Genomic DNA, 24,845 nt, shown 5'->3' with positions numbered 1-24,845 from the left:
TTGACAATCATTGTCACCCTCGCGGAGAGTTGCCTGATGCACAACCACCCCTTGCGCCGTACCCTCGCGCTGTCCGCCGGTGCGTTGCTCGCTCTGGGCGGCACGGTGGCCTGCGCGCAGGACGATGCCGATACCTCTGCCACCACGACCGGCGACACGGTCGGCGTGGTCGCCGCCTTCTATCCGCTGCAGTTCCTGGCCGAACGCATCGGCGGGGACGCCGTGACGGTCACCGGCCTGGCCCCGCCCGGTGCCGAACCGCACGACCTGGAGCTCAACCCGCAGCAGGTCGGCCAGATCAGCGACGCCGACCTCGTCGTCTACCTGAGCGGTTTCCAACCGGCCGTCGACGCCGCCGTCGAGCAGGAGGCCGGCGACGCCGCGTTCGACGTGGTCACGGTCGAACCGCTGCTCGACGCCACCGACGGCGGGCACAGCCACGAGCACGGCGAGGAAGAGCACGCCGAGGACGAGCACGCTGAGGACGAGCACGGTCACGAAGAGGAGGAGCCGGGTCACGACGACGAGCCCACGCCGGGCGGCGAAGCCGTCGACGAGCACGCCGACGAGGACACGGCCAAGGACCCGCACCTGTGGCTGGACCCGACCCGGTTCGCCACGGTCGCCGACGAGCTCGCCGCCCGTCTCGGCAAGGCCGACCCGGACCGGGCGGACGACTTCACCGCCCGCGCCGCCGCCCTGCGCACCGAGCTGGAAGCCCTCGACACCGAGTACGCCGAAGGGCTGGCCACCTGTGAACGTCGGGAGATCATCACCAGCCACGCCGCCTTCGGCTACCTGGCAGTGCGCTACGAGCTGGAGCAGATCGGCATCACCGGGCTGAGCCCCGAGGACGAGCCGGCGCCGCAGCGCCTCGCCGAGGTGATCGAGGAGGCCCGGGAGCACCAGGCCACCACGATCTTCTTCGAGACCCTGGTCAGCCCGGCCGTCGCCGAGACCATCGCCAGCGAGGTCGGTGCCCAGACCGCGGTGCTGGATCCGATCGAGGGGCTGCAGCCGGACGCCGACGGCGACTATTTTTCGGTGATGCGCGACAACCTCGATTCCCTCACCACCGCCCTGGGTTGTTCGTGAGCACACCTGTCGTCCAGGTGGAGCACGGGGTGGCCGGCTACGACGGCCGCCCCGTGCTCCGCGCCATCGACCTCACCGTGAACAGCGGTGAGGTCGTCGCGTTGCTCGGCGCGAACGGCTCCGGCAAGTCCACCCTGATCCGCACCGCGCTCGGTCTGGTGCCGCTGCGCGGCGGTACCGTCCGGCTCTTCGACGTGCCGTTGGGGCGGTTCCGCCAATGGCACCGGGTCGGCTACGTACCGCAACGGCTCGGGGCCGGCAGCGGCGTACCGGCCACCGTCGGGGAGGTCGTCGCCTCCGGCCGGCTCGCCCGTCGCGGCGTACTGCGCCCGGCCGGGGCCGCCGACCGGGCCGCCGTCGCGGCGGCGCTGGCCGCCGTCGGCCTCGCCGACCGGGTACGCGACCCGGTCGCCGCCCTCTCCGGTGGCCAGCAGCAGCGGACGCTGATCGCCCGCGCGCTGGCCGGCGAACCGGAACTGCTGGTCCTCGACGAGCCCACCGCCGGGGTCGACGCCGCCAGCCAGGAGGCGTTCGCCACGGCGCTCGGCACGTTCGTCACCGGCGGCGGTACGGTGCTGCTGGTCGCCCACGAGCTCGGGCCGTTGCAGCCGCTGATCGACCGCGCGGTGGTGCTGCACCACGGCGAGGTGGTCCACGACGGCGCGGTGCCACCACCGGCCGGGCACCACGCCGACCCCGGTCACGACCACGTCCACCCGCACGCGCCGGTCGAACCGTCCCGGATATTGAACGCATGAGCATCTTCCAGTACGAATTCATGATCCGGGCGCTGATCGGCGCCCTGGTCATCGGGCTGGCCGCCCCGGCCCTGGGCATCTACCTGGTGCAGCGGCGGATGTCGTTGATCGGCGACGGGGTGGGCCACGTGGCCCTCACCGGGGTCGGCGTCGGCCTGCTGCTGGACCGCTCCCCCGTGCTCACCGCGGTGATCGTCGCCGCGATCGGCGCGATCGCCATCGAACTGTTGCGCGAACGCGGCCGCACCTCCGGCGACATGGCGCTCGCGCTGCTGTTCTACGGCGGTATCGCCGGCGGGGTGATGCTGGTCGGGCTGGCCGGCGACCGCAGCAACGCCAACCTGATGTCCTACCTGTTCGGGTCGCTGAGCACCACCCGCCCGGAGGACCTGCGGGTGATCGTGGTGCTCGCCGCGGTCGTGCTCGCCGCGATGCTGCTGCTGCGCCCGGCACTGTTCGCCATCTGCCACGACGAGGAGTACGCCAAGGTCTCCGGCCTGCCGGTGCGCACGCTCAACCTGCTGATCGCGGTCACCACCGCGGTGACCGTCACCATCGCCATGCGGGCGGTCGGCCTGCTGCTGGTCAGCGCACTGATGGTGGTGCCGGTGGCGACCGCGCAGCAGCTCACCCGGGGGTTCCGCACCACCATGGCGGCGGCGATGGCGATCGGCCTGGTCTCGGCCGGCGGCGGCGTGTGGCTGGCCGGCACCGTCAACACCGCGCTCGGCGCGACGATCGTCATCCTGGCGATCGGCGCGTTCGCCGCCACCGCGATCGGTGCCGGCCTCTGGCGCCTGCTGCGCCGACGGGGTGCCCGCCTGCGCGTACCGCAGCGGCCGGCCCGCGAGGTGGAGCCACCGGAGGTCGTCCTGGAGTCCTGATCCGGTCCCCCACCCTCCCGGTCCGGCGGTCCGGCGGCTTTCCAGATGCCGCCGGTTCCTCCGCCGGTGGCCGCCTGCCTGCCGGTCCGGCCCCGCTATTGGTTACCGTTGCGGGGTGACGATGGCCAACGGCTACGAGGGGTACGAGAGCGCGGGCGAACTGCTGCGCGCCCTGTCCGCTCCGATCCGGGTCGCCATCGTGACCGAGCTCGCCCAGGGCGAACGCTGTGTCCACGAGCTCGTGGAGAAGCTCGGCGCACCGCAGCCGCTGGTGTCGCAGCACCTTCGTGTGCTGCGTGGGGCCGGCGTGGTGCACGGCTCCCGGCGGGGCCGGGAGATCGCGTACGCGCTGGTCGACGAACACGTCGCGCACATCGTCGCCGACGCGGTCAGCCATGCCCGGGAGGTACGGTGACCCGCCACCGGCAGGATTCGGCAGCAGTACTTTGCCCCGGAGGCCCCAGATGAAGACTGGAGACACCACCACCGAGCAGGCGGCGGTCCGCAACACCCGGCAACGCAGCGCGGTGAGCGCCATCCTCGACGAGTTGGCGGGGTTCCACAGCGCCCAGGAACTGCACGCCATGTTGCGGGAACGCGGCGACCGGGTCGGCCTGACCACCGTCTACCGGACGTTGCAGGGGCTCGCCGACTCGGGCGAGGTCGACGTGATGCGTCCGCCCGGCGGCGAGCATCTGTACCGGCGGTGCAGCCAGGGCCACCACCACCATCTCGTCTGCCGATCCTGCGGCAGCACCGTCGAGGTCGAGGGGCCGGCGGTCGAGGCGTGGGCGGAACGGGTCGCGGCCCAGCACGGGTACGTCGGGGTGAGCCACACGATGGAGATCTTCGGCACCTGCCCGCAGTGCGCCAGCCGCAAGACCGGCAAGAAGTCCTAGCGGGATCACCCCAGACCATGCCGGTCGGTCGCGGCCGGCACCGGCCAGGACGGCGTGGTCGACACGGGTACGGCACGCTGTGCGCATGCAGATCTACGCCGACCGTTTCCCCGCCGCCGCCCGGCAGTTCGCCACCGATCTGATCGTCGTCGCCTGGGTCTACCTGTGGATCCGTGCCGCGCTCTGGCTGCACGAGCAGGTCGCTCGGCTCGCCGGCCCCGGCCGTACCCTGCAGGACGCCGGTGCCGGGCTGGCCGACAACCTCGCCGACGTCGGCGGCCGGGTCGGTCGGGTACCGCTCGTCGGTGACGAGTTGACCGCCCCGTTCACCCAGGCCGCCGGTGCCGCCAGATCGGTCGCGCAGGCCGGACGTGAGCAGCAGGACCTGGTCGCCGACCTGGCCGTGGCGCTCGCCGTCACCATGCTGATCTTCCCGGTGGGGCTGGTGCTGTTCGGTTGGCTGCCGCTACGCATCCGGTGGATCCGGCGGGCCAGCGCCGCCGTGGCCCTGCGTGACCTGCCGGCCGGTCAGGACCTGCTGGCGCTGCGGGCGCTGGCCGGTCGTCCGCTGGCCGCGATCACCGCGATCGACCCGGACGTGGCGGCCCGCTGGCGCGACGGTGATCCGCAGGTCACCGCCGCGCTCGCCGCGCTGGAGCTGCGATCCCTCGGGCTACGGGTGCCGCGCTGACGTCTGGTGACCGGCGGCATCGCCGCTGGCCGTCCCCTCGTCGTCGTCCTCGTCGTCGTCGCGCAGCCAGCCGCGGTGCACGAACGGCAGACCGGCCCAGAAGGTCAGGAACCAGAGCCCGGTGATGCCGCTGAGGACGAACCCGACCGTGCGCGGCAGGATGAAGTCGGTGACCAGCAGAACCGAGCTGACCATCGCCACCAGCATGAAGCCGAGGCCGCCGCTGGCCATCCGGTGGGCGAACCGGACCAGTTCGGGCTTACGGCCCTGGCGGAACAGCACCCGGTGGAACGCCACCGGCGAAATGATCATCGCGGCGGCGGCCGCCGCCGCGAGCAGCGCGACCACGTAGATGTCGCGCTGGAACGCGGTCGTGTCCGGGAAGCCGCTGCTGAACGGCAGCGTCAGCAGGAACGCGAAGAGAATCTGGACGCCGGTCTGGGCAACTCGAAGCTCCTGCAACAGGTCGGCGAAATTCCGTTGCCACCGTTCCCGCTCGGTCTCCCGGCTCATCCGTCTGGTCCCTCCCGCCACGTCCGTCACGTTGAAACGGCGGACGGGAAGATGCCCCGGACCGGCAGAAGTGAAACCTCTACTCGTACTGCTGCGCCGGCGGCTCGATCTCCTGCCAGGATTCGACCCCGAGGTACGGGATGCTCGCCCCGTTCACCGGGTCGGTGCCGATCCGGTCGCTGTACCGGCCGACCACCGCGATCCAGGTGTCCACCGGCAGCCCGGTGGGGGCGCTGCCGTCCATCCCGACCTTGATCGGTCGGCCGTCGGCGGCGCAGCAGGACAGCACGATACGGGCCAGCATCGGCTCGCCGTCCGGCCCTTCGGCGACGAAGCCGGTGAGCCGTACGGTCCGACCGTCCAGTGACCGACCCTCGTCGAAGATCGCCCGGGAGGCGTAGTCGAGGACGCTGATCTGGGCCGGGTCGCCGTCGGGCAGCGGTGGATAGTCCGAGGATGCCTGCTCGGCGCTGAGCGCGGTACCGGCCTGCGCGGCGGCGTACGAACCCAGCGCGGGCGGGGCGACCAGCAGCAGGCCGAGCACCGGCAGGATCAGCAGCCAGCCGACCCGCGGCTCGTGGTGGGCGTGGCCGTGACCGTCGTCGTGGTGGTCGTGGCCGTCGTCGGCCGGGGCGGGTGCGTTGCGCCGCCGCAGATCGTGCCAGAGCGTCATGATGCCGGCGGCGACCAGCAGCAGGCCCGCGACGATCAGGAACGGCTGCAGCACCTCCTTGACGTAGCGCAGGTACATCTCGGTGACGCTGGCCTTGACGACCGCGCCGCCGAGCAGCAGCAGCACCACACCTTGAGCCTGTTTGTTCACAACAGCACCGTCCCCACCGCGACCGCCACCACGATGGCGATCAGAAAGGTCGCCGGAGCGAACCGGTACGCGAACCGGCGCCCGAACGTACCGGCTTGCATCGAGATCAGCTTCAGGTCGACCATCGGGCCGACGACCAGGAACACCAGTCGCGAGGTGAGCGAGAACTGCGACAGCGACGCGGCGACGAACGCGTCGGCCTCGGAGCAGATCGACAGCAGTACGGCGAGCACCGCCAGGGCCAGGATGGACAGCACCGGGTTGTCGGCGAGGGTCTGCAGCCAGCGCTCCGGCACCAGCACGTTGATGCTGGCGGCGGCCATCGCACCGATCACCAGGAAGCCGCCGGCGTGCATGATGTCGTGCCGGACGGCCGCCCAGAATGCCCGCGCGCGGGACAGGTCGTCCAGATCCGGCCGGTGCGGCAACCGGATCCAGTCGGTGCGGCCCAGCCGCAGCCACAGCCAGCCCATCACCATCGCGACGATCAGGCTGGCGACACCTCGACCGAGCACCATCTCCGGGTTGTTCGGGAAGGCGACGGCCGTCGCGACCAGCACGATCGGGTTGATCGCCGGCGCGGCCAGCAGGAACGCCAGGGCGGCGGCCGGTGCCACGCCCCGACGGATCAACGACCCGGCGATCGGCACCGAGCCGCACTCGCAGCCGGGCAGCACCACGCCGGCCGCGCTGGCCACCGGCACCGCCAGCGCCGGATGCTTCGGCAACGCCTTCGCCCAGAACGACCGGGGCACGAAGACCGCGATGACCGCGGAGAGCACCACGCCGAAGACGAGGAACGGCATGGCCTGGACCATCACCGAGACGAAGACCGTGGTCCAGGTCTGCAGCCGGGGGTCGGAGATCAGGCCGGCCAACGGCTCGCGGAAGATCACCAACCCGATCAGCAGGAAGGCGAGCACCTCGACCGAGCCGACCCGGTCGCCGAACAGTCGCCGCCGGGGCGGCCGCGGGGCACCGGGCGACCCGCCGGAAGCGCCCGAGGCCGACAGGTCGTCGGCGTCCGACGTACCCCAGTCGACCTCGTCACCGGGGCGCGCCCGACGCGTCGCGGTGCGATCGGCAGCGGTCACGGAAGGTCGGTCCCCTCGCTGGACGGGTCGATGCGGGCACCCCACGATAACGCGTCCGGGGGTGCCCGCCGCCACACCCGGACGTCGCCTCTGTTCGCACCGGTCGCCCGGTGCTAGCGTCGACGGAACAACCTCATGTCCGACAGGGGAGCGCAGACAGCGCTGAGAGTGCGGGGAGCCCGCAGACCCTCGAACCTGATCTGGGTAATGCCAGCGCAGGGAGTTGGAGCGACGATGACGCTACGCAGTACCTCCGTCGACCGCCGTTGGCGGACCGTCGACATCGTGGTCGCCTCGGTGATCGCGGTCGCCTTCGGGGTGATCTTCTGGGCGTGGGGGCTGGTCTGGGCAGCCACCGAGGCCGCGTTCACCTTCTTCCCGCCCGCCCAGGCGGTGCTGTACGGGGTGTGGCTGGTGCCGGCTGTGCTCGGTGCCCTGGTGATCCGCAAGCCGGGGGCCGCGCTCTTCTGCGAACTGGTCGCCGCGTTGGTGTCGGCGGCGCTGGGCAGCCAGTGGGGCGCCGTGGTGGTGCTCCAGGGCCTGGCCCAGGGCGTCGGCGCCGAGCTGGTGTTCCTCGCGGTGGCGTACCGCTCGTTCCGGCTCCCGGTGGTGCTGGCCGCCGGGGCGGCCGCCGGGCTCGGCGCGGCGATCTTCGACCAGGTCCGGTACTACGCGCCGTACGATCTGGTCACCTTCCGGATCCCGATCTTCGTCGTGACCGTGGTCAGCGCGATCGTGCTGGCCGGTGCCGGCAGCGTCGCGCTGACCCGGGCACTGGCCCGGACCGGGGTGCTCGACCGGTTCCCGGCCGGCCGCGACCGCACCATGGTGTGAGCCGGGCCGAGCCGGGCCGTCGGCTGAGCCGGGCCGCGCGGTGAGCCGGCTGGAGCTGCGGGGCTTCGGCTGGCGGCACGCCGGCCGCCGGGCCTGGGCGGTGCGCGACGTCGACCTGCGGATCGGCGCCGGCGAACGGGTCCTGCTGCTCGGGCCGTCCGGCGCGGGCAAGAGCACCCTGCTGGCGGCGATGGCCGGGCTGCTGCCGGCCGACTCGGGCGAACAGGCCGGCACGGTGGGCGTCGACGGGCTCGACCCGCGCAAGGCCCGCGACCGGGTCGGCATCGTCTTCCAGGATCCGCAGACCCAGCTGGTGATGGCGCGCAGTGGTGACGACGTGGCGTTCGGGCTGGAGAACCGGGGCGTACCGGCTGCGGAGATCTGGCCACGGGTCGACGCCGCGCTGGCCCGGGTCGGTTTCCGGTACGGCCGGGACCGGCCGACCGCCGCGTTGTCCGGTGGCGAGCAGCAGCGACTCGCCCTGGCCGGGGCGCTCGCGCTGCGCCCGGACCTGCTGCTGCTCGACGAGCCGACCGCGAACCTGGATCCGGCCGGCGCCGACCTGGTCCGCGACGCGATCGCCGGCGCGCTGGCCGACGATGACGACACCACCCTGGTGATCGTCGAGCACCGGGTGGCGCAGGCGCTGCCGCTGGTCGACCGGGTGGTGGTGCTGGAACCCGGTGGCGGGGTGCGGGCCGACGGCCCGCCGACGGAGGTCTTCGACCGGTACGGCGGACAACTGGCCGCCGACGGTGTGTGGGTGCCCGACCAGCCACTTCCGGTACGGCGGTCCGGTCGACCCGCCGGTGCGCCGCTGCTGCACGCCGACCGGGTCGGGTTGCCGCCCCGGCTGGCCGTGCGCGCCGACGAGGTGCCGGTGCACGCCGGGGAGGCGCTGGCCGTACTCGGGCCCAACGGGGCCGGCAAGACCACCCTGGCGTTGCTGCTCGGCGGGCTGGTCGCCCCCGGTGCCGGCGCGGTACGGGCGACCGCAGCGCTGACCGGTGGGCAGGTCGGGGCGGTGCCGCACCGCTGGCGGGCGCCGGAGCTGGTCCGCCGGATCGGTTCGGTGTTCCAGAACCCGGAGCACCAGTTCGTCACCACGACCGTGGCCGACGAGTTGGCGCTCGGCCCGCGCCGCTGCGGTCTGCCGGAGCCGGCGGTCGGTCGGGTCGTCGACGAGCTGCTCACCCGGTTGCGGCTGGACCGGCTGGCGCGGGCGAACCCGTACACGTTGTCCGGTGGTGAGGCGCGGCGGCTGAGTGTGGCGACCGCTCTGGCCACCGCGCCGCAGCTGCTGGTGCTCGACGAACCGACCTTCGGCCAGGACCGCCGGACCTGGATCGAGCTGGTGGAGCTGCTGGCCGGGTTGCGCGACGAGGGACACGCCGTCGTCGCGGTCACCCATGACGCGGACTTCGTCGACGCGCTGGCCGACCGGCGGCTGGCCCTGTGACCGGCACCGTGGACGTGGCGGCGGGCGCGGTGACCGGCGCGGCGCGGCCGGCGGTGCTGGCCCGGCGCAACCCGATGGCGAAGCTCGTCGCGGCGTTGATCTTCTCGGTGGCGCTGCTGGCCACCCTGGACCCGCTCACCCCGGCGATCGCGCTCGCCGTCGAGGTCGCGGTGATCCCGCTGTTCGGCCTGCGCTACCGCACCGTGGCTCGGCGGATGCTGCCGGTGCTGATCAGCGCGGCCGGTCTGCTGGTGACCCTGCTGCTGTTCGCCGCCGAGCGGTCCGGGACCGTACTGCTGGCCGCCGGGCCGCTACTGCTGACCACCGGAGTCCTGATCACCGCGCTCGGCCTGGCATTGCGGCTGCTCGCCGTCGCGCTGCCCGGGGTGCTGGTCTTCGCCACCACCGACCCCACCGATCTGGCCGACGCGCTGATCCAGAATGCCAAGGCACCGCCCCGGTTCGCCATCGGTGCGCTCGCCGCCTTCCGGATGGTGCCGATGCTCAGCGCCGAGTGGCAGCTGCTGACGATGGCCCGGCGGGCACGTGGGGTGGACCCGGGCCGCAACCCGCTGCGCCGGTTGCGGCTGTTCGCCGCCACCGGCTTCGGCCTGCTGGTGCTGGCGATCCGCCGGGGAACGCGGCTGGCCACCGCGATGGACGCGCGGGGTTTCGACTCCGAGGTCGCGCGCACGAGCGCCCGTCGGCAGCGGTTCGGCGTGGCCGACGTCGGCCTGGTCGTCGGCGCGGCCGCTGTGGCCGCGTTGTCGTTGGCGACCGGGTTGGCCGCAGCGGCCGGCTGACCGGGCTGCCCGGCCGATGTCCGTGACGGCCGGACCGCACGGCCGGGTCCGTTCGGTGGATCCGCAGGTCACTACCGGTCGAACTGATGCACACATGGCAACGCTTTCACGCCCCGTGTGCCGCCGGGTCGACAACGTGTCGCCTGCTGTTTCCCCACCTGCATGAGATTGACCGCGACAACGTTGATCGACGAGGCGGAGCAGGAATGGGACACCACCACCACGATCACAGCCACGATCACGCCGCGACCGGTGCCGACGTACCGGCCGCTCTCGACCTGTCGGTGCCGGACGCCGAGCTCTCCGGACCCGAGGCGTCCCGGCGCAGTTTCCTGCGCAACGCCGGCCTGCTCGGCGCCGGTGCCGCCGCGTCGGTGCTCGCCGGTGGGCACGCCGCGCACGCCGCCCCGGCCGCCGACGACGAGACCTCGGCCGGCGGCGCGTCGACCGGCGACGGCGAGTTCGTCTGGCTGGCCGGCGACCACCACATCCACACCCAGTACAGCTCCGACGCCATGTACCGGGTGGTCGACCAGGCCAAGCACGCCCGCGCGTACGGTCTGGACTGGATCGTCATCACCGACCACGGCGGCGCGACCCACGCCCGCATCGGGGTGGAGAAGGTGAACCCGGACATCGTCGCCACCCGGCAGGAGATCAAGGACCTGCTGGTCTACCAGGGCCTGGAGTGGAACATCCCGTCCGCCGAGCACGGCACGGTGTTCGTCCAGCCCGGGCCGAACGAGGTCGCCGTACTCAAGCAGTTCGAGACCGACTACGACGGCTCGGTGACCGGCACCAGCGGCCCGAGCCCGGCCAACGAGGCGCTCGCCATCGCCGGCATCAAGTTCCTCGGCGACGAGGTCCGTAACCGCCGGATCGGTGGCGCCCTGTTCCTGGCCAACCACCCGTCGCGGCGCGGCGTGGACTCGCCGCACGAGATCCGCGCCTGGCGCGACGCCGACCCGACGGTGGCCGTCGGCATGGAGGGCGCGCCCGGACACCAGGCGTCCAGCCTGCCCGCGCCCGCCGGACCGGGTCGCGGTCGCGGCTACTACGAGGGCAGCCCGTCGGCGGCGTCGTTCCCCGGTTACCCGCTGGAGAGCTACCGCACCTGGGGCGGGTTCGACTGGATGACCGCCACCGTGGGCGGGCTCTGGGACAGCCTGCTCGCCGAGGGCAAGCCGTGGTGGATCAGCGCCAACTCCGACTCGCACGTCAACTACCTGGGTACGTCGATGCGCGGGCCGAACAGCGACTTCAACGCCAACGGCAGGTACGACGACCCGGTGTACGGACCGCTGATCACCACCGCCGGCGACTTCTGGCCGGGCCAGTACAGCCGTACCCACGTCGGCGCCAAGGCGTTCGGCTACCGGGCGGTGATGGACGCCATCCGGGCCGGCCGGGTCTGGGTCGACCACGGTGGTCTGATCCGGGGCCTGGACATGCGGGTCCGCCGCACCAACGACCAGCGGCCGGGCGCCGGTGCCACGCTGGGCGGAACGTTGAAGGTCAAGAGCGGTACCTCGGTCACGGTGACGCTCGACATCGACCTGGCCACCACACCGAACTGGGCGCAGTTCCTGCCGCAACTGGCCCGGGTGGACCTGATCGTCGGCGACGTGACCGGCCCGGTGACCGACGCGGACACCTTCACCGCGCCGACCGCCCGGGTGGCCGCCTCGTTCGAGGTGCAGCCCGGCCGTAAGCGGGTGTCGTTCAGCTACCCGCTGGGACGGGTGGACCGGCCGATGTACATCCGGGTACGGGGTACCGACGGCAACCGCGGCGCGCCCGGTCTGATGGGGGCGGCGGTCGACCCGCACGGCCCGGCGATGGACGTGATGGGAGACGCCGACCCGTGGCTGGACCTGTGGTTCTACGGCAACCCGATCTGGGTCCTGCCGTCCTGACCGCCACCGCCACCGCCATGATCGTCACTGGAGTGAGCCTCGGGCACGCCGACGACCGCGCCGCCGAACACTGGCTGCACGAGGTGGTCGGCCCGGCCGGCGTACCCGGGCTCGTCGCCTGCACCCATCTGGTCCGTACGCCGCGCCCGCACGTGGCGGTCAGCCTGGCCGCCCCGGACGGACTGCCGGACGGTCTGCCCGCTTCCGTCGCCGGGTTCGACTCGGCGGCGGAGGTGGCGGCGGCCGAGCACCGGGAGCGTCGTTCGGGCCGGGCGGTCCTCTACCCCGGCGTCGAGTCGCTGGTCGGCGAGCTGAGTGTCGCCGAGGTGCTGGAGCGCAGCGCGATCGAGCAGGTCACCCTGCTCGGCGGCGCGCAACCGGACGGCGACACCCGGCTGGTGACCCGGGACTTCGTCCGACCGGTGTGGATCAACGGCGTACTGACGTTGATCGCCGCGCCGGTCGGGGCCGGTCGGATCGCCCCGTTCGAGTTGCCCGATCCGACCCCGTGCTGCGCCGACAAGCACTGACCGCGCACCTGCCTGTCCAGCCTCCGGTGCTGGTCACATCCAGTGGCCGGCACCGGAGGCACCCGTTGGCGGGCAGTTCCCGGTCAGCGACGGCCGGTGACGATGTACTGCAGTTTGAGCTCGTGGTCGGGTGCCACGCCGAACTGTCGGTCCAGTTCGTAGACCGAGTTCAGCGGTGCGGCCGTGACATCGCGTAGGCCGGCCTGTTCCAGCACCGCCACGGTCTGGTCAATGGTTTTCGCGGTGGCCAGCGGCAGCGCGGCGCGCACCGCGTCGTCGTAGTGGTCGGCGAAGTTCTCCGAGGCGTTGTCGAGTCCGTCGGGGAACCAGGTGCTGTCGACCACGGCGACCGTGCCGCCGGGGCGCAGCAGGCGCACCCAGTTGGCCACGGCGACCTGCGGCTCGCGCAGGGTCCACATCAGGTAGCGGCTGGTCACCGCGTCGAAGCTGGCGGCCGGGAAGTCCGGGGCGACGGCGTCGCCGTACGCGATGACGGGTCCGTCGGTCATCGCGGCCGCGTGCCGGCGGGCCTGCTCCAACATCCCCTCGGACAGGTCGATGCCGGTGACCCGGTGGCCGAGCCCGGCCAGCACGATGGCCGCCTGCCCGGTGCCGGTGCCGACGTCGAGCACGTCCAGCGGGGCCGGCGGCAGCGCCGCCGCCCAGACCTGCGACCAGGCCTGCTGGTCGGCGGCGAACCGCTCCGGGCGCTGCACGTACGCGTCGTAGCCGGGTGCCCGGCCGGTCCAGTACTCATTGATGCGATCCTGTACGGCCGTCATGCCGCGATCCTCTCCTCGGTGGCGGTGGTCTGGTCGAACGGCTGGAACAGCAGGTGGATGGCACCGTCGATGTCCAGACGCTGGATGCCGATGCCGTAGACCGGTTCGAGCACGGCCGGGTCGAGCACCTCGTCGGTGGTGCCGGCGGCCGCCACCCCGCCCTGGCCGAGCAGCACCAGGTCGTCGCAGTAGCGGGCGGCCAGGTTGAGGTCGTGCAGCACGACGATCGAACAGGTGCCGAGATTGCGGACCAGTTGCAGGATCTCGTGCTGGTAGCGGATGTCCAGATGGTTGGTCGGCTCGTCGAGCAGCAGGTGGGTGGCCTGTTGGGCCAACGCGCGGGCGATCAGCACCCGCTGGCGTTCACCGCCGGACAGGCCGGCGACGGCGCGGGCCGCCAGGTGCGCGGCACCGACCCGGGCCAGACACGCCGCCGCGATCTCGTGGTCGGCGCGACTCGTGCGCTGGAACGTCGACAGGTGCGGCCCCCGGCCCAGCAGCACCAGTTCGGCGACGGTCAGGGCGATCTCGCTGCCACCGGCCTCCTGCACCACCACCGCCAGCCGACGGGCGACCTCCCGGGCCGGCAGGGCGGACAGTTCGTCGCCGTCGACCAGGACCTGCCCCGAGTCGCCGCTGGCGCCGCGCCCGCCACCGACGGTACGTAAGCCGCCACCGCTGCGCAGCGCACCGTAGAGCAACCGCAGCAGCGTGGTCTTGCCGCTGCCGTTCGGGCCGATCAGGCCCAGCACCCGGCCCGGCCCGGCGGTCACGCTCACCCCGTCGATGACCGGATGGGCTCCGTAACGCCAGGAGACCCCGGTCGCGGTGATCATGTGCCGTCCCCGAAGCGCTGCACGATGCGCTCCAACCCGTCGATCGACAGCGGGCTCGGCGGCTCGGTGAAGTTGAACAGCTGGGTCATCACCTCGCCGGTGCGGACCGCCGTCAGGTTCTCGGCGCCGGGCAGCCCGGTCAGGCCCTGCTCCACCGCCGCCGGGTCACCGTCGGAGTAGAGCAGGATCAGTACGTCGGGGTCGCGTCCGAGCAGCTCCTCCACGGTGACCTCGAAGACCCGCTCCGGTACGTCGTCGAAGACGTTACGGAAGCCGGCCGCCTCCAGCTGCGGGTGCGCCATGCTGGCCGTGCCGTAGGCGTAGGTCACCCCACCGCCGACGGTCGGATAGAGCACCGCCGCCGTCCGCCCGGACGCCACGCCGGCCTGCTGCTGGACCTGGGCCATCCGCTCCTGCAACGCGGTGACCGCCTCCTGCGCCTGCGGCTGGCGGTCGAACACCTCGCCGTACGTCCGCATCTGGGCGTAGATGTCGTCGAAGCTCGGCACCGCCGTGCTGTCGGGGCACATCGCCGGCTCCTCCAACAGTGGGATGTCCACCGCCGACAAGGTGTCGCGGGAGAGGTTGTCGACCTCACCGAGCACCAGGTCCGGCTGCTGGCTGATCACCACCTCCTTGGAGATCTGCAGGTGGCCGCTGGTGTCGGTCTTGTCGGTCAGCAACGGGATGGCGTCGAGCTCGGCCAGGGTCGCCGCGTCGTAGTACTCGGCCGGGTACTGGCCGGCGCGGGCGGTCACCCGGTCGAGCACCCCGAGCGCGTGCAGGTACGGCACGGCCGCGCTCTTGAGCAGCACGACCCGGGTCGGCGCGGCGTCGAAGGTGACGTCGACGCCGCAGTTGGTGACGGTCACCGGGTAGCCCTCGCCGGCGGCCGTGGTGGCGTTGTCGCCGGCTGCGCCAGCACCGCCGCAGCCGGCGACGAGCAGCGCTGTCGCGGACACCACCGCGAGGGCGGCGGTACGGGTCGTCTTCACGGGCTTCTCCTCGAACGTTCGTGCAGGTGGTCAGGCGGCGGTGGCGTGCAGACGGCGGATGAGTACGAGCAGGAACGGCGCACCGAGCAGGGCGGTGATGATCCCGATCGGGATCTCCTGCGGGGCGAGCAGGACCCGGGCGAGGACGTCGGCCCAGACCAGCAGGATCGCGCCGAGCAGCGCGGCGACCGGGACGACGCGGACATGCGGTGCGCCGACGATCCGGCGGGCCAGGTGCGGTACGACGAGCCCGACGAAGCCGATGCTGCCGGCGGCGGAGACCAGCACGCCGACACTGAGCGAGACGAGGACCAGCAGGCGCAGCCGGAACCGGTCCGGCGATACCCCGAGGGTCTGCGCGGTCTCGTCGCCGATGGCCAGTACGTCGAGCCGCCGCCCGACGATCGTCAGGTAGCCGGTCGTGCCGATCAGCACCACCGCGGCCACCGCCAGCAGGGCGTCCCAGCGGGCCAGGCCCAGCGAGCCGAGCAGCCAGAACATCACCGACCGGGCGCCTTCGGCCGAGCCGGAGGCGAAGATCAGGAAGCTGGTGGTGGCGTAGAGCGCGTAGCCGACGGCGACGCCGGACAGCAGCAGCCGCAGCGAGGTCACCCGGCCGCCGCTGCGGGCGATCAGGAACACCAGCAACGACGCGGCGAGCGCGCCCAGGAAAGCGCTGCCGGAGAGGGCGTACTGGCCGAAGCCGGCGCCCACGCCGAACAGGATCGCCGCGGCGGCGCCGCTGGAGGCGCCGGAGTTGATGCCGAGCAGGTACGGGTCGGCCAGTACGTTGCGGACCATCGCCTGCAACGCCACGCCGCACACCGCCAGTCCGGCACCGACGAGCATGCCGAGCAGCACCCGGGGCAGCCGTACCTGCCAGACGATGGACTGCTCCGGGAGGCTCCAGGTCACCTCGGCGGGCAGCCCGACGAGCTGGTGTCCGATGATCCTGGCGACGGTCGTCGGGGCGATCCCGATGGCACCGGAGCCGACCGCGACCAGCGCGGTGGCCACCAGCCCGACGGTCAGGACGGCCAGCCAGAGCCCGGTCCGGCGTCGCTGGGCGGCGACGCCGAGCAGATCCGCCCGGGTCGCCAGCAGGGTGGCTGCCACCGTCGGACCCCCAAGCGCCTCAAGCTTGCTGTTGCAAACATCTGGCAAAAAGCTAGCAGCAAGATCAAGCGATCGGAAGGCGGTGAGCCACTGTTCACCTCGACGTCGGCCGGTGCCGACACCCGTTCACCGGGGCTCCTCCCCGGCGGACTCCCCGGCGGGCGGCGTACCCGCCGGGGAAGCACCTCCGCCGCTGGTCGGCAGAAGGGTCCGATCCAGCTGGTCAGCTGCGCCGGAACTGGTAGTTGCGTCCCTTGCCGGAGCGCTGACCCCGACCGGAGAGCCGGTCCGGGCGGGCACCCCTGGCCTGCGGGCCGGAGCCCGGCGCGGCGGGCCGCCGAACATCGACGGGCAGGCCGACCTCAGGCAGCGGGACCTCAGGCAGGGCGACCTCGGGCAGGGCGAGTTCGCCCGCCGAGGCCTCGGGCACGGTGAACCCGGGCGTCGTCGTGTCTCGTTCTGGTCGTTGCGCCATATGAGAAGACCTCCTGGCTGCGAACCGCCACGCGAACCCGCGGCGGGGACGGGTGAGATGCGGTGGACGGGCGCCGCAGCCACCGACGAGGTCCACGACGGCGGGACCAGACAGCCGGAGAACACCGTGACGCCCGCAGTGCCGATCGGCGGCGGGAGCCCGCACGGCACGGATCGACGGCGACCGCCGAGCGGTCGCGGCACTGCGAAAAATGGGCGTCAGAAGCGCATGACCGTCACGCTAACGGGTGTGTTCCCCCGGCGCACCCGGTTTTCCCCGACGGCAGGGTCGCTCAGCCCTGGGGCGCGACCGGGTTGGGCAGCGCTCCGCCGAACCGGCGGTCCCGCTGTGCGTACAGCTCGCAGGCGTACCACAGGTGCCGGCGGTCGAAGTCCGGCCAGAGCGTGTCCAGGAAGACCAGCTCGGCGTAGGCCGACTGCCAGAGCATGAAGTTCGACGTCCGCTGCTCCCCCGACGGCCGCAGGAACAGATCCACCTCCGGCACCTCAGGGTGGTAGAGGTAGCGGGACAGCATCTTCTCGTTGACCCGGTCCGGGTCGACCTTGCCGGCCGCCACGTCCCGGGCGATCGCCGCCGCCGCGTCGGCGATCTCGGCCTGCCCGCCGTAGTTCACGCAGAACTGCAGCGTGAGCGTGCTGTTGTGGCGGGACATCTCCTCGGCGGTCTGCAGCTCGGAGATCACGCTCTTCCACAACCGGCCGGCCCGGCCCGACCACACCACCCGTACCCCCAGGTCGACCAACTGGTCGCGGCGACGGCGGATGACGTCACGGTTGAAGCCCATCAGGAAACGGACCTCGTCCGGCGAGCGCCGCCAGTTCTCCGTCGAGAAGGCGTACGCCGACAGGTACGGGATCCCCAGCTCGATCGCGCCCTCGACGGTGTCGAACAGCGAGAACTCGCCCTGCTCGTGACCCTTGGTCCGGGGCAGACCCCGGTCCTTGGCCCACCGGCCGTTGCCGTCCATGACGATCGCCACGTGGTCGGGCAGCGCCTGCTTCGGCAGCGTCGGCGGCCGGGCACCGGACGGGTGCGGAGTGGGTGCCACCGGCGGGCGCAGGCCCCTGCCCTTGGTCATGATCAGTCTCCTGGGGAACGGTCGACCAGCGGCAGCGAGCGTAACCCGCGCTCCAGATGCCACTGCAGGTGCGCCGCCACCAGCCCGCTGCACTCCCGGCGGGCGGCCGGCTCCGAGGCGTCGGCCACCTGCCAGTCGCCGGTGGCCAGGGCCGCCATCAGGTCGATGGTGGCCGGCGCCGGATGGGCCGCGCCGGGGGGCCGGCAGTCCGGACAGACACACCCCCCGGCCGGTACGGAGAACGCCCGGTGCCGCCCCCGGTTGCCGCACACGGCGCACTCGACCAGCGCCGGCGCCCAACCGGCGAACGCCATCCCGCGCAGCAGGTACGCGTCGAGCACCAGGGTGCCGGCGTGGCTGCCGTCGGCGAGGGCCCGCAGCGCGCCGAGGGTCAGCTGGAACAGTTGCAGGGACGGTTCGCGTTCCACCGGGGTGAGCCGCTCGGCGGTCTCGGCGATCGCGCTGGCCGCCGTGTAGCGCGGATAGTCGCCGAGGAACCGCTTGCCGTACAGGTGCAGTCCCTCGACCTGGCTGACCGTGTGCAGCGAACTGCCGCCGCCGTCCGGGTTGCCGGCGATCTGCAGGTCGACGTGACCGAACGGCTCCAGCCGGGCGCCGAACCGGGAGGTGGTCCGGCGTACCCCCCGGGCCACTGCCCGCAGTCGGCCGTGCCGGCGGGTCAGCAGGGTGATGATCCGGTCGGACTCGCCCAGTTTCTGCACTCGCAGCACCACCGCGTCGTCGCGGTAGAGCTGGCGGCGGTATCCGGGCACCGGACGATTCTCCCGGACCGGCGACCCTGACCCGATCTCAGGGTCGGGATCCGGGGCCGGTCGGTGACCATGCCGGATGTGTTCGGCGCGACGGCGGCCGTACCGTCTGGCGCATGGTTCGCCCTCGTAACGCCCGCAGTCGTACCGCCGCCGCCGTGTTCGCGGCGACGCTGATCGTCGCCGTGGCCGGCTGCGCCCCGGTCGGCGAGCGGCGGCTGGACTTCCGCCACACGGAAACCGCCGAGATCGCCGAGATCGCCATCGTCTCCGCCGGCGCCGGCGACGTGGTCGTGCGGACCCGGCCCGGGGACACCGTGGAGATTCGTCGGACGGTGCGCTACCAGCGCACCGAGCCGGAGACGACCTACCGGATCAACGGCACCGTGTTGGAGCTCGACACCGGCTGCGGCTGGCGGTGCGGGGTCTCGTACGACATCGACGCCCCACCCGGCGTGTCGGTGCGCGGCGAGAACGGCTCCGGCCAGGTGATGCTCTTCGACGTGGCGTCGGTGTCGGTGTCGGTGGGCTCCGGTGCGGTCACGGTCGACGGAGCCACCGGTGACGTGACCGCGCAGAGCGGCTCCGGTGGCATCACGGTGAGCCGGGCCGCCGGTCCGGTGACGGTGACCACGGGTTCCGGCTCCGTCGAGGGCCGTGACCTCGGCGGCGGCGGGGTGATGGCGACAGCCGGATCAGGCAGTGTGACCCTGTCGCTGACCGACCCGGGACCGGTCCGGGCCGAGGCCGCCAGTGGGTCGGTGCACGTCACCGTCCCGCCCGGCAGCTACCGGGTGCGCACCGAGACCGGCTCCGGCACCGCCAACGTGGAGATCCCGGACACCGCCGACGGCGAACATCTGATCGACGCCCGCACCGGCAGCGGAAGCATCACCATCGACCAACGGTGACCTGGTCAGAATCCCAGCTTGCGCAGCTGCCGGGGGTCGCGCTGCCAGTCTTTGGCGACCCGTACGTGCAGGTCGAGGTAGACCCGGCTGTCGAGCAGCTGCTCGATCTCCCGCCGTGACCGGGTGCCGACGTCACGTAGCCGGCTACCTCCGGCACCGATCACGATGGCCTTCTGACTCGGTCGTTCGACGTAGATGTCGGCGAAGATCCGGATCAGTGACTCCTCGGGGATCATCTCCTCGACGATGACGGCGATCGAGTGCGGCAGCTCGTCGCGGACCCCTTCCAGGGCCGCCTCCCGGATCAGCTCACCGATCAGCACCTGCTCGGGCTCGTCGGTGAGCATGTCGTCCGGGTAGAGCCGGGGCGACGGCGGCAGGTAGCGGGTCATCACGTCGACCAACGTCTGCACCTGGTGGCCGGTGGCGGCGCTGACCGGCACCACCTCGGCGAAGTCGCCCAGCTCGCTGACGGCCAGCAGTTGCTCGGCGAGCCGGCCCCGGTCGACCAGGTCGGTCTTGGTCACCACGGCCAGCACGGTCGCCTTGAGCTCGGCGATCTCGGCGGTGATGAACCGGTCGCCCCGACCGGGCACCTCGTCGGCGGGAATGCACAGGCCGATCACGTCGACCTCGCTCCAGGTCTGCCGGACCAGGTCGTTGAGCCGCTCGCCGAGCAGCGTGCGGGGCCGGTGCAGGCCGGGCGTGTCCACCAGGACCAGTTGGGACTGCGGCTGGTGCAGCACACCCCGGATCACGTGCCGGGTGGTCTGCGGCTTGTTGGACGTGATCGCGATCTTCTGGCCGACGATCGCGTTGGTCAGTGTCGATTTGCCGGCGTTGGGCCGGCCGACGAAACAGGCGAAGCCGGCCCGGAACGCCGCTGCCGGATCAGCGGACGCCGACCGACGGGAGGTCACTGCAGCACCGTACCGAGCAGCGACCCGTCCGGTGCGGCGACATGCACAGGGGCGTCGGTGGCCAGGTCACGCACGACCGCGTGCCCGGCACCGTCCAACGTCGACGCCTCGGTGACCACGGCGGCGGCCTCCAACCGGGTCGCGCCGGACGCCACCGCCGAGGCGACCGCCAGCTGCAACGCGGTGAGGGTCAACGACGGCAGCGCGACGTTCGCCCCGGCGTACGTCCGACCGTCCTGGTCGCGTACCGCCGCGCCTTCGGCGGCGCCGATCCGGGCCCGCGCACTGCGGGCCAGGACGACGAGCTTGGCGTCCTCGTCGCTGATCGGCGGCGCGGCCTGCGACCCGTTCGGGGCGCTCGGCGACTCAGGCATCGGCATGCTGCCTCTCCTCGGTACGGATCGATTCGTCGGTACGGTGGTCGTCGCGCCCGGCCGCCGGCTCGCCGCCGGCCCGCCGGCCGGCCGGCGGATCGTCGTCGGCGCTGGCGACCCGGGTCACCAGGACCGTGTCGACCCGGTTGCGGCGGCCGGTGGTGCCCTCGGCGATCAGCTGCAGTCCGGCGACGGTGATCTGCGCACCGGGGATCGGCACCCGGCCGAGCACGTGGGCCATCAACCCGCCGACCGTCTCCACCTCGTCGTCGGTGACGTCGGCGTCGAACAGCTCACCGAGATCCTCGACCGGCAGCCGGGCGGTCACCCGGACCCGGCCGTCGTCGAGCCGCTCGACCGGCGGCCGCTCGTCGTCGTACTCGTCGGTGATCTCACCGACGATCTCCTCCAGGATGTCCTCGATGGTCACCAGCCCGCCGGTGCCGCCGTACTCGTCGACCACCACGACCATGTGGGTCCGCGCGGCCTGCATCTCGGAGAGCAGGTCGTCGACGGGTTTCGACTCGGGGACGAAGGTCGCCGGTCGCATCAGCTCGACCACCGGCAGTTCGTCGCCGTCGGGGCCGCCGGACTGGGCCCGACGCACGACGTCCTTGAGATAGATGATGCCGAGTACGTCGTCGACGTTGTCACCGATGACCGGGATCCGGGAGAAGCCGGAGCGAAGGAACAGCGCCAGCGCCTGCCGCAGCGTCTTGTGCCGCTCGATCCACACCATCTCGGTCCGCGGCACCATCACCTCGCGGGCGATGGTGTCGCCGAGCGCGAAGACGGAGTGGATCATCTGCCGCTCGCCGTGCTCGACGACGCCGCGCTGCTCGGCCAGGTCGACCAGCTCCCGCAGCTCGATCTGGGTGGCGAACGGTCCCTCCCGGAAGCCCTTGCCCGGGGTCACCGCGTTGCCGATCAGGATCAGCAGCGACGCCAGCGGGTTCAACGCCCGCCCCAGCCCGCGCACCAGCGGGGCGGTGGCCCGGGCCACCGCGAACGCGTGCTGGCGGCCGATCGTACGCGGGCCGACCCCGACGACGACGAAACTGACCACGGTCATCGCGCCCGCGGTCACCAGTGCGGCCGTCCAGCCGGCGCCGAAGGTGTCGACGGCGACGAGGGCGACCAGGGTGGTGGCGGTCAGCTCACAGAGCAGCCGCAGCAGCAACAGCAGGTTGACGTGACGGACGGCGTCGGCCGCGACCAGTTGCAGGGCGCGGGCGCTGCGGCTGCCGTCCCGGGCCATCTCGGCCGCCCGGGCCGGCGAGACGACGACCAGCGCCGCCTCGGTCATCGCGATGATCCCGGCCAGTACCACCAGGCCGGCAGCGAAGATCAGCAGTTGCAGGTCCGGCAGCCCCGCGGCGCCGGCCGTGGCGGCCAGCGGGGTGCCGGACAGATGGCCTGGGTTCACTTGGCCCGGGCTTCCTTCCAGCTGTAGAGCAGGCGGGCCTGCAGGTCGAACATCTCGCGTTCCTCGTCCGGCTCGGCATGGTCGTAGCCGAGCAGGTGCAGTACGCCGTGCACGGTGAGCAGGTGCAGCTCGGCGGCGGCGGCGTGGCCGGCGGCGGCAGCCTGCTTGGCGGCCACCTCGGGGCAGAGCACGATGTCGCCGAGCAGGCCGGGCTCACCCGGGCTGGACTCGCCCGGCCCATGGTCGACGCTGCCCTCGTCCATCGGGAACGCCAACACGTCGGTCGGCCCGTCGCCACCCATCCAGCGGTGGTTGAGCTCGGCCATGTAGTCGTGGTCGACGAGCAGCAACGACAGCTCCGCGAGCGGGTTGACGCCCATTTCGTCCAGCGCGTGGCGGGCCACGGCGAGCACCGCGTCGGTGTCGACCTCGACCCCGGACTCGTTGGCGATCTCGATGGACATGTCTCTCCCGAAGCTCTATCGGCGCCGGTTCGCCCGGCCGCCGTGGGCGGTCCGGCCCTGGACCGCGTGGACGCCCTGATTCTGCTGTGCCTCGCGGTCGGCGTCCCAGCGGGCGTAGGCGTCCACGATGTCGCTGACCAGGCGGTGGCGTACCACGTCGGTGCTGGACAGCTGGGCAAAGTGCACGTCGTCGAGGCCGGTGAGGATCTCCCGTACCGTCCGCAGCCCGCTGGTCGTGCCGCCGGGCAGGTCGACCTGGGTGATGTCACCGGTGACCACGATCCGGGAGCCGAAGCCGAGCCGGGTCAGGAACATCTTCATCTGCTCGGCGGTGGTGTTCTGCGCCTCGTCGAGAATGATGAAGGCGTCGTTGAGCGTGCGCCCCCGCATGTACGCCAGCGGCGCGACCTCGATGGTGCCGGCCGCCATCAGCTTCGGGATGGAGTCGGGGTCGAGCATGTCGTGCAGCGCGTCGTAGAGCGGACGCAGGTACGGGTCGATTTTCTCGAACAGCGTGCCCGGCAGGAACCCGAGCCGCTCCCCCGCTTCGACCGCCGGCCGGGTCAGGATGATCCGGTTGACCTGCTTGGCCTGCAGTGCCTGCACCGCCTTGGCCATCGCCAGGTAGGTCTTGCCGGTGCCGGCGGGGCCGATGCCGAAGACGATGGTGTGCGCGTCGATCGCGTCGACGTACCGTTTCTGGCCGAGCGTCTTCGGCCGGATGGTCCGGCCGCGACGGGACAGGATGTTGAGGGTGAGGACGTCCGCCGGGCGCTCGGTGCCGCCCTGGGCGAGCATGCCGACGGTACGGCGGACCGCGTCGGTGCTCAACGTCTCGCCCTTGGCGATGAGCTCGAGCAGTTCGCTGAAGAGCCGCTCGGCCACGGCGTTGTCCGCCGGTACGCCCGTGATGGTGATCTCGTTGCCGCGCACGTGCACGTCGCTGGCGACGGACTGCTCGACCAACCGCAGGATCTCGTCGCCTGCACCGAGCAGGTTGACCATGATCTGCGGATCCGGGACGGTGATCCTGGTCTGCACCCGGGCCTGCCCGGGAGGTGGAGTGCCGGTCATGGGTCGGCCTGAGGGCCTTTCGCACCTGCTTCCATCTCAGCGCCCCGGCCCTGAGCGGCCGTGGCGAGCGGATTGTTCCCTATCGTATCCGCTCAACGTCGGACGCACCGTGTCCATTTCCACGCCGTCGTCCTCCACGCTGTCGTCGCCGGGTTCCACGCCGTCGTCGCCGGGTCGGTCACCGCGACACCATCGGGCCCAGCGGGGCACCGCCGAGCACGTGGGCGTGCACGTGGAAGACCTCCTGGCCGGCGTACCGCCCGGTGTTGAAGATCAGCCGGAAGCCGTCCGCGAGCAGCCCTTCGGCCTCGGCCACGGCGGCGGCGGTGGCCAGCACCTCGCCCGCCACCGCCGGGTCGGCGGCCGCCAACGCGGCGACATCCGGGTGGTGCTGCTTCGGGATGACCAGCAGGTGGCTGGGTGCCTGCGGGTGCAGGTCGCGGAACGCGACGGTGTTACGGCCGGCGTACACCAGCGGCGTCGGCAGTTCACCGGCGGCGATCCGACAGAAGACACAGTTGTCACTCACGTCACGGATGGTAGCGGCTCTACCAGCGGCCGAGCCGCGCGGACAGGACGGCCAACGCCGCGACGCCCGCCGTGGAGGTCCGCAGCACCTGCGGGCCCAACCGCACCGCCTCGGCACCGCACGCGGCGAAAGCGGCCAACTCGGCGTCGTCCACCCCGCCCTCGGGACCCACCACGAGCACGACGGTGCCGGTGGCCGGCAGGTCGACCCCGGTCAACGGGCGTCGCGCCGACTCGTGCAGCACGAACGCGGCGTCGGCCCCCGCCAGCCGGTCGACGACCGCGCCGGTGGACTCCGCCGGCCGGTCGTCCGTACCGCCGATGTCGGGCAGCCAGGGCCGACGGGCCTGTTTCGCCGCTTCCCGGGCGGTACTCACCCACCGCTGCCGGGACCGCGCCCCCCGCTCGTCGCGCCAACGGGTCACCGAACGGGCCGCCGCCCACGGGACGACCTCGTCCACCCCGACCTCGGTCATCGCCTGCACCGCCAACTCGCCACGGTCACCCTTGGCGATGCCCTGCACGACCACCAGCCGGGGATCGGCGGGGGGCGTCAGGTCGGTGTCGGTCACCCGCAGGTCCAGGCTGTGCCGGCCGACCGCCGTCACCTCGGCGGACGCGGTGCCGCCGCGCCCGTCGGTGAGCAGCAGCCGCTGCCCGACCTGCAGCCGGGTGACGGTCGCGGCGTGCCGGCCCTCGGCCCCGTCGAGGGTGTACGTCGGGCCGTCCGGCAGCCGGTCGACGAGGAACAGTGGTGCGCTCACCTCGCGCCCGGC

The 24,845-nt window shown here is 72.3% G+C and carries 29 protein-coding genes and 1 riboswitch; of the genes, 12 read left to right on the top strand and 17 right to left on the bottom strand.

The window, feature by feature from the left end; all coding sequences use genetic code 11:
- Positions 1-36 precede the first annotated feature (36 nt).
- From ACN28F_RS25370 to ACN28F_RS25345, 6 genes are all read left to right on the top strand, one after another.
- Entirely contained in the window at positions 37-1,095 is a 1,059-nt protein-coding gene (locus ACN28F_RS25370; protein WP_421360008.1) for a metal ABC transporter substrate-binding protein, read from the top strand.
- Complete coding sequence (locus ACN28F_RS25365; protein WP_289210362.1) at positions 1,092-1,853, top strand: metal ABC transporter ATP-binding protein; 762 nt, start codon at positions 1,092-1,094, stop codon at positions 1,851-1,853. The genes ACN28F_RS25370 and ACN28F_RS25365 overlap by 4 nt, the downstream gene beginning before the upstream one ends.
- Positions 1,850-2,737 (top strand): metal ABC transporter permease, encoded by an 888-nt coding sequence (locus ACN28F_RS25360; protein ID WP_289210361.1) that lies wholly within the window; start codon positions 1,850-1,852, stop codon positions 2,735-2,737. Before ACN28F_RS25365 ends, ACN28F_RS25360 begins: the two co-directional genes overlap by 4 nt.
- 121 nt (positions 2,738-2,858) lie before the next feature.
- Complete coding sequence (locus ACN28F_RS25355; RefSeq protein WP_421361505.1) at positions 2,859-3,152, top strand: ArsR/SmtB family transcription factor; 294 nt, start codon at positions 2,859-2,861, stop codon at positions 3,150-3,152.
- A 49-nt stretch (positions 3,153-3,201) separates the two neighbouring features.
- Positions 3,202-3,636 carry a Fur family transcriptional regulator gene (locus ACN28F_RS25350; RefSeq protein ID WP_421360006.1) on the top strand — a complete coding sequence of 145 codons (435 nt, stop codon included), beginning with the start codon at positions 3,202-3,204 and terminating at the stop codon, positions 3,634-3,636.
- 85 nt (positions 3,637-3,721) lie between these two features.
- A complete protein-coding gene (locus ACN28F_RS25345; protein ID WP_289210359.1) occupies positions 3,722-4,327 on the top strand; it encodes a hypothetical protein in 606 nt (201 codons plus the stop codon).
- Here the strand turns inward: ACN28F_RS25345 and ACN28F_RS25340 are convergent.
- From ACN28F_RS25340 to ACN28F_RS25330, 3 genes are all read right to left on the bottom strand, one after another.
- Positions 4,310-4,840, bottom strand: coding sequence for a DUF6328 family protein (locus ACN28F_RS25340; RefSeq protein ID WP_421360004.1), 531 nt, complete (start codon positions 4,838-4,840; stop codon positions 4,310-4,312). The two genes, ACN28F_RS25345 and ACN28F_RS25340, sit on opposite strands and share 18 nt — an antisense overlap.
- A 79-nt stretch (positions 4,841-4,919) precedes the next feature.
- On the bottom strand, positions 4,920-5,663 hold the full coding sequence (locus tag ACN28F_RS25335; protein ID WP_289210357.1) for a TIGR03943 family putative permease subunit: 744 nt from the start codon (positions 5,661-5,663) through the stop codon (positions 4,920-4,922).
- Positions 5,660-6,676, bottom strand: coding sequence for a permease (locus tag ACN28F_RS25330; protein ID WP_421361503.1), 1,017 nt, complete (start codon positions 6,674-6,676; stop codon positions 5,660-5,662). The genes ACN28F_RS25335 and ACN28F_RS25330 overlap by 4 nt, the downstream gene beginning before the upstream one ends.
- 215 nt (positions 6,677-6,891) lie before the next feature.
- Positions 6,892-6,996, top strand: a riboswitch (TPP riboswitch).
- Here ACN28F_RS25330 and ACN28F_RS25325 point away from each other — a divergent pair.
- The 5 genes from ACN28F_RS25325 (at position 6,992) to ACN28F_RS25305 (ending at position 12,299) form a co-directional block, all read left to right on the top strand.
- Complete coding sequence (locus ACN28F_RS25325) at positions 6,992-7,591, top strand: ECF transporter S component (RefSeq protein WP_289210356.1); 600 nt, start codon at positions 6,992-6,994, stop codon at positions 7,589-7,591. (Overlaps the previous riboswitch by 5 nt.)
- A 40-nt stretch (positions 7,592-7,631) precedes the next feature.
- On the top strand, positions 7,632-9,050 hold the full coding sequence (locus tag ACN28F_RS25320; protein ID WP_421360001.1) for an ABC transporter ATP-binding protein: 1,419 nt from the start codon (positions 7,632-7,634) through the stop codon (positions 9,048-9,050).
- Positions 9,051-9,079: 29 nt separating this feature from the next.
- Complete coding sequence (locus ACN28F_RS25315; RefSeq protein WP_421361501.1) at positions 9,080-9,853, top strand: energy-coupling factor transporter transmembrane component T family protein; 774 nt, start codon at positions 9,080-9,082, stop codon at positions 9,851-9,853.
- Between the two features lie 206 nt (positions 9,854-10,059).
- Positions 10,060-11,769, top strand: coding sequence for a PHP domain-containing protein (locus ACN28F_RS25310; RefSeq protein ID WP_289210354.1), 1,710 nt, complete (start codon positions 10,060-10,062; stop codon positions 11,767-11,769).
- 17 nt (positions 11,770-11,786) lie between these two features.
- Positions 11,787-12,299 carry a hypothetical protein gene (locus ACN28F_RS25305; RefSeq protein ID WP_289210353.1) on the top strand — a complete coding sequence of 171 codons (513 nt, stop codon included), beginning with the start codon at positions 11,787-11,789 and terminating at the stop codon, positions 12,297-12,299.
- Between the two features lie 83 nt (positions 12,300-12,382).
- On the opposite strand, the gene ACN28F_RS25300 is transcribed toward ACN28F_RS25305, so the two are convergent.
- From ACN28F_RS25300 to recO, 7 genes are all read right to left on the bottom strand, one after another.
- The gene (locus tag ACN28F_RS25300; RefSeq protein ID WP_289210352.1) at positions 12,383-13,081 is read right to left on the bottom strand and encodes a class I SAM-dependent methyltransferase; all 699 of its coding nucleotides are present in this window, start codon (positions 13,079-13,081) and stop codon (positions 12,383-12,385) included.
- Positions 13,078-13,917, bottom strand: a complete 840-nt coding sequence (locus tag ACN28F_RS25295; RefSeq protein WP_289210351.1) for an ABC transporter ATP-binding protein — start codon at positions 13,915-13,917, stop codon at positions 13,078-13,080. Before ACN28F_RS25295 ends, ACN28F_RS25300 begins: the two co-directional genes overlap by 4 nt.
- Positions 13,914-14,912, bottom strand: a complete 999-nt coding sequence (locus ACN28F_RS25290) for an ABC transporter substrate-binding protein (protein WP_289210350.1) — start codon at positions 14,910-14,912, stop codon at positions 13,914-13,916. Before ACN28F_RS25290 ends, ACN28F_RS25295 begins: the two co-directional genes overlap by 4 nt.
- A gap of 30 nt (positions 14,913-14,942) precedes the next feature.
- Positions 14,943-16,028, bottom strand: coding sequence for a FecCD family ABC transporter permease (locus tag ACN28F_RS25285; RefSeq protein ID WP_289210349.1), 1,086 nt, complete (start codon positions 16,026-16,028; stop codon positions 14,943-14,945).
- Between the two features lie 223 nt (positions 16,029-16,251).
- Positions 16,252-16,503, bottom strand: a complete 252-nt coding sequence (locus tag ACN28F_RS25280) for a hypothetical protein (RefSeq protein ID WP_421359997.1) — start codon at positions 16,501-16,503, stop codon at positions 16,252-16,254.
- A gap of 292 nt (positions 16,504-16,795) precedes the next feature.
- Positions 16,796-17,602 (bottom strand): isoprenyl transferase, encoded by an 807-nt coding sequence (locus tag ACN28F_RS25275; RefSeq protein ID WP_421359995.1) that lies wholly within the window; start codon positions 17,600-17,602, stop codon positions 16,796-16,798.
- Between the two features lie 2 nt (positions 17,603-17,604).
- A complete protein-coding gene (gene recO, locus ACN28F_RS25270; RefSeq protein ID WP_289210346.1) occupies positions 17,605-18,375 on the bottom strand; it encodes a DNA repair protein RecO in 771 nt (256 codons plus the stop codon).
- A 113-nt stretch (positions 18,376-18,488) separates the two neighbouring features.
- Here recO and ACN28F_RS25265 point away from each other — a divergent pair, with 113 nt between their 5' ends.
- Positions 18,489-19,283: a DUF4097 family beta strand repeat-containing protein gene (locus tag ACN28F_RS25265; protein WP_289210345.1), complete on the top strand. Its 795-nt coding sequence runs from the start codon at positions 18,489-18,491 to the stop codon at positions 19,281-19,283.
- 5 nt (positions 19,284-19,288) lie between these two features.
- On the opposite strand, the gene era is transcribed toward ACN28F_RS25265, so the two are convergent.
- From era to ACN28F_RS25230, 7 genes are all read right to left on the bottom strand, one after another.
- On the bottom strand, positions 19,289-20,203 hold the full coding sequence (era, locus tag ACN28F_RS25260; RefSeq protein WP_289210344.1) for a GTPase Era: 915 nt from the start codon (positions 20,201-20,203) through the stop codon (positions 19,289-19,291).
- The gene (locus ACN28F_RS25255; RefSeq protein ID WP_289210884.1) at positions 20,200-20,577 is read right to left on the bottom strand and encodes a cytidine deaminase; all 378 of its coding nucleotides are present in this window, start codon (positions 20,575-20,577) and stop codon (positions 20,200-20,202) included. The genes era and ACN28F_RS25255 overlap by 4 nt, the downstream gene beginning before the upstream one ends.
- Positions 20,570-22,003, bottom strand: coding sequence for a hemolysin family protein (locus ACN28F_RS25250; protein ID WP_421359992.1), 1,434 nt, complete (start codon positions 22,001-22,003; stop codon positions 20,570-20,572). The genes ACN28F_RS25255 and ACN28F_RS25250 overlap by 8 nt, the downstream gene beginning before the upstream one ends.
- Positions 22,000-22,467 carry an rRNA maturation RNase YbeY gene (gene ybeY, locus ACN28F_RS25245; RefSeq protein WP_289210343.1) on the bottom strand — a complete coding sequence of 156 codons (468 nt, stop codon included), beginning with the start codon at positions 22,465-22,467 and terminating at the stop codon, positions 22,000-22,002. Before ybeY ends, ACN28F_RS25250 begins: the two co-directional genes overlap by 4 nt.
- 15 nt (positions 22,468-22,482) lie before the next feature.
- The gene (locus tag ACN28F_RS25240; protein WP_289210342.1) at positions 22,483-23,541 is read right to left on the bottom strand and encodes a PhoH family protein; all 1,059 of its coding nucleotides are present in this window, start codon (positions 23,539-23,541) and stop codon (positions 22,483-22,485) included.
- 178 nt (positions 23,542-23,719) lie between these two features.
- Positions 23,720-24,070 (bottom strand): HIT domain-containing protein, encoded by a 351-nt coding sequence (locus ACN28F_RS25235; protein ID WP_289210341.1) that lies wholly within the window; start codon positions 24,068-24,070, stop codon positions 23,720-23,722.
- A 19-nt stretch (positions 24,071-24,089) separates the two neighbouring features.
- Entirely contained in the window at positions 24,090-24,833 is a 744-nt protein-coding gene (locus ACN28F_RS25230; RefSeq protein ID WP_289210340.1) for a 16S rRNA (uracil(1498)-N(3))-methyltransferase, read from the bottom strand.
- Positions 24,834-24,845: the final 12 nt, after the last annotated feature.

Source organism: Solwaraspora sp. WMMA2101, assembly GCF_049179175.1.
In the GTDB taxonomy this organism is placed as follows: Bacteria; Actinomycetota; Actinomycetes; order Mycobacteriales; family Micromonosporaceae; genus Micromonospora_E.
This window is presented reverse-complemented; position numbering and strand designations above follow the sequence as displayed.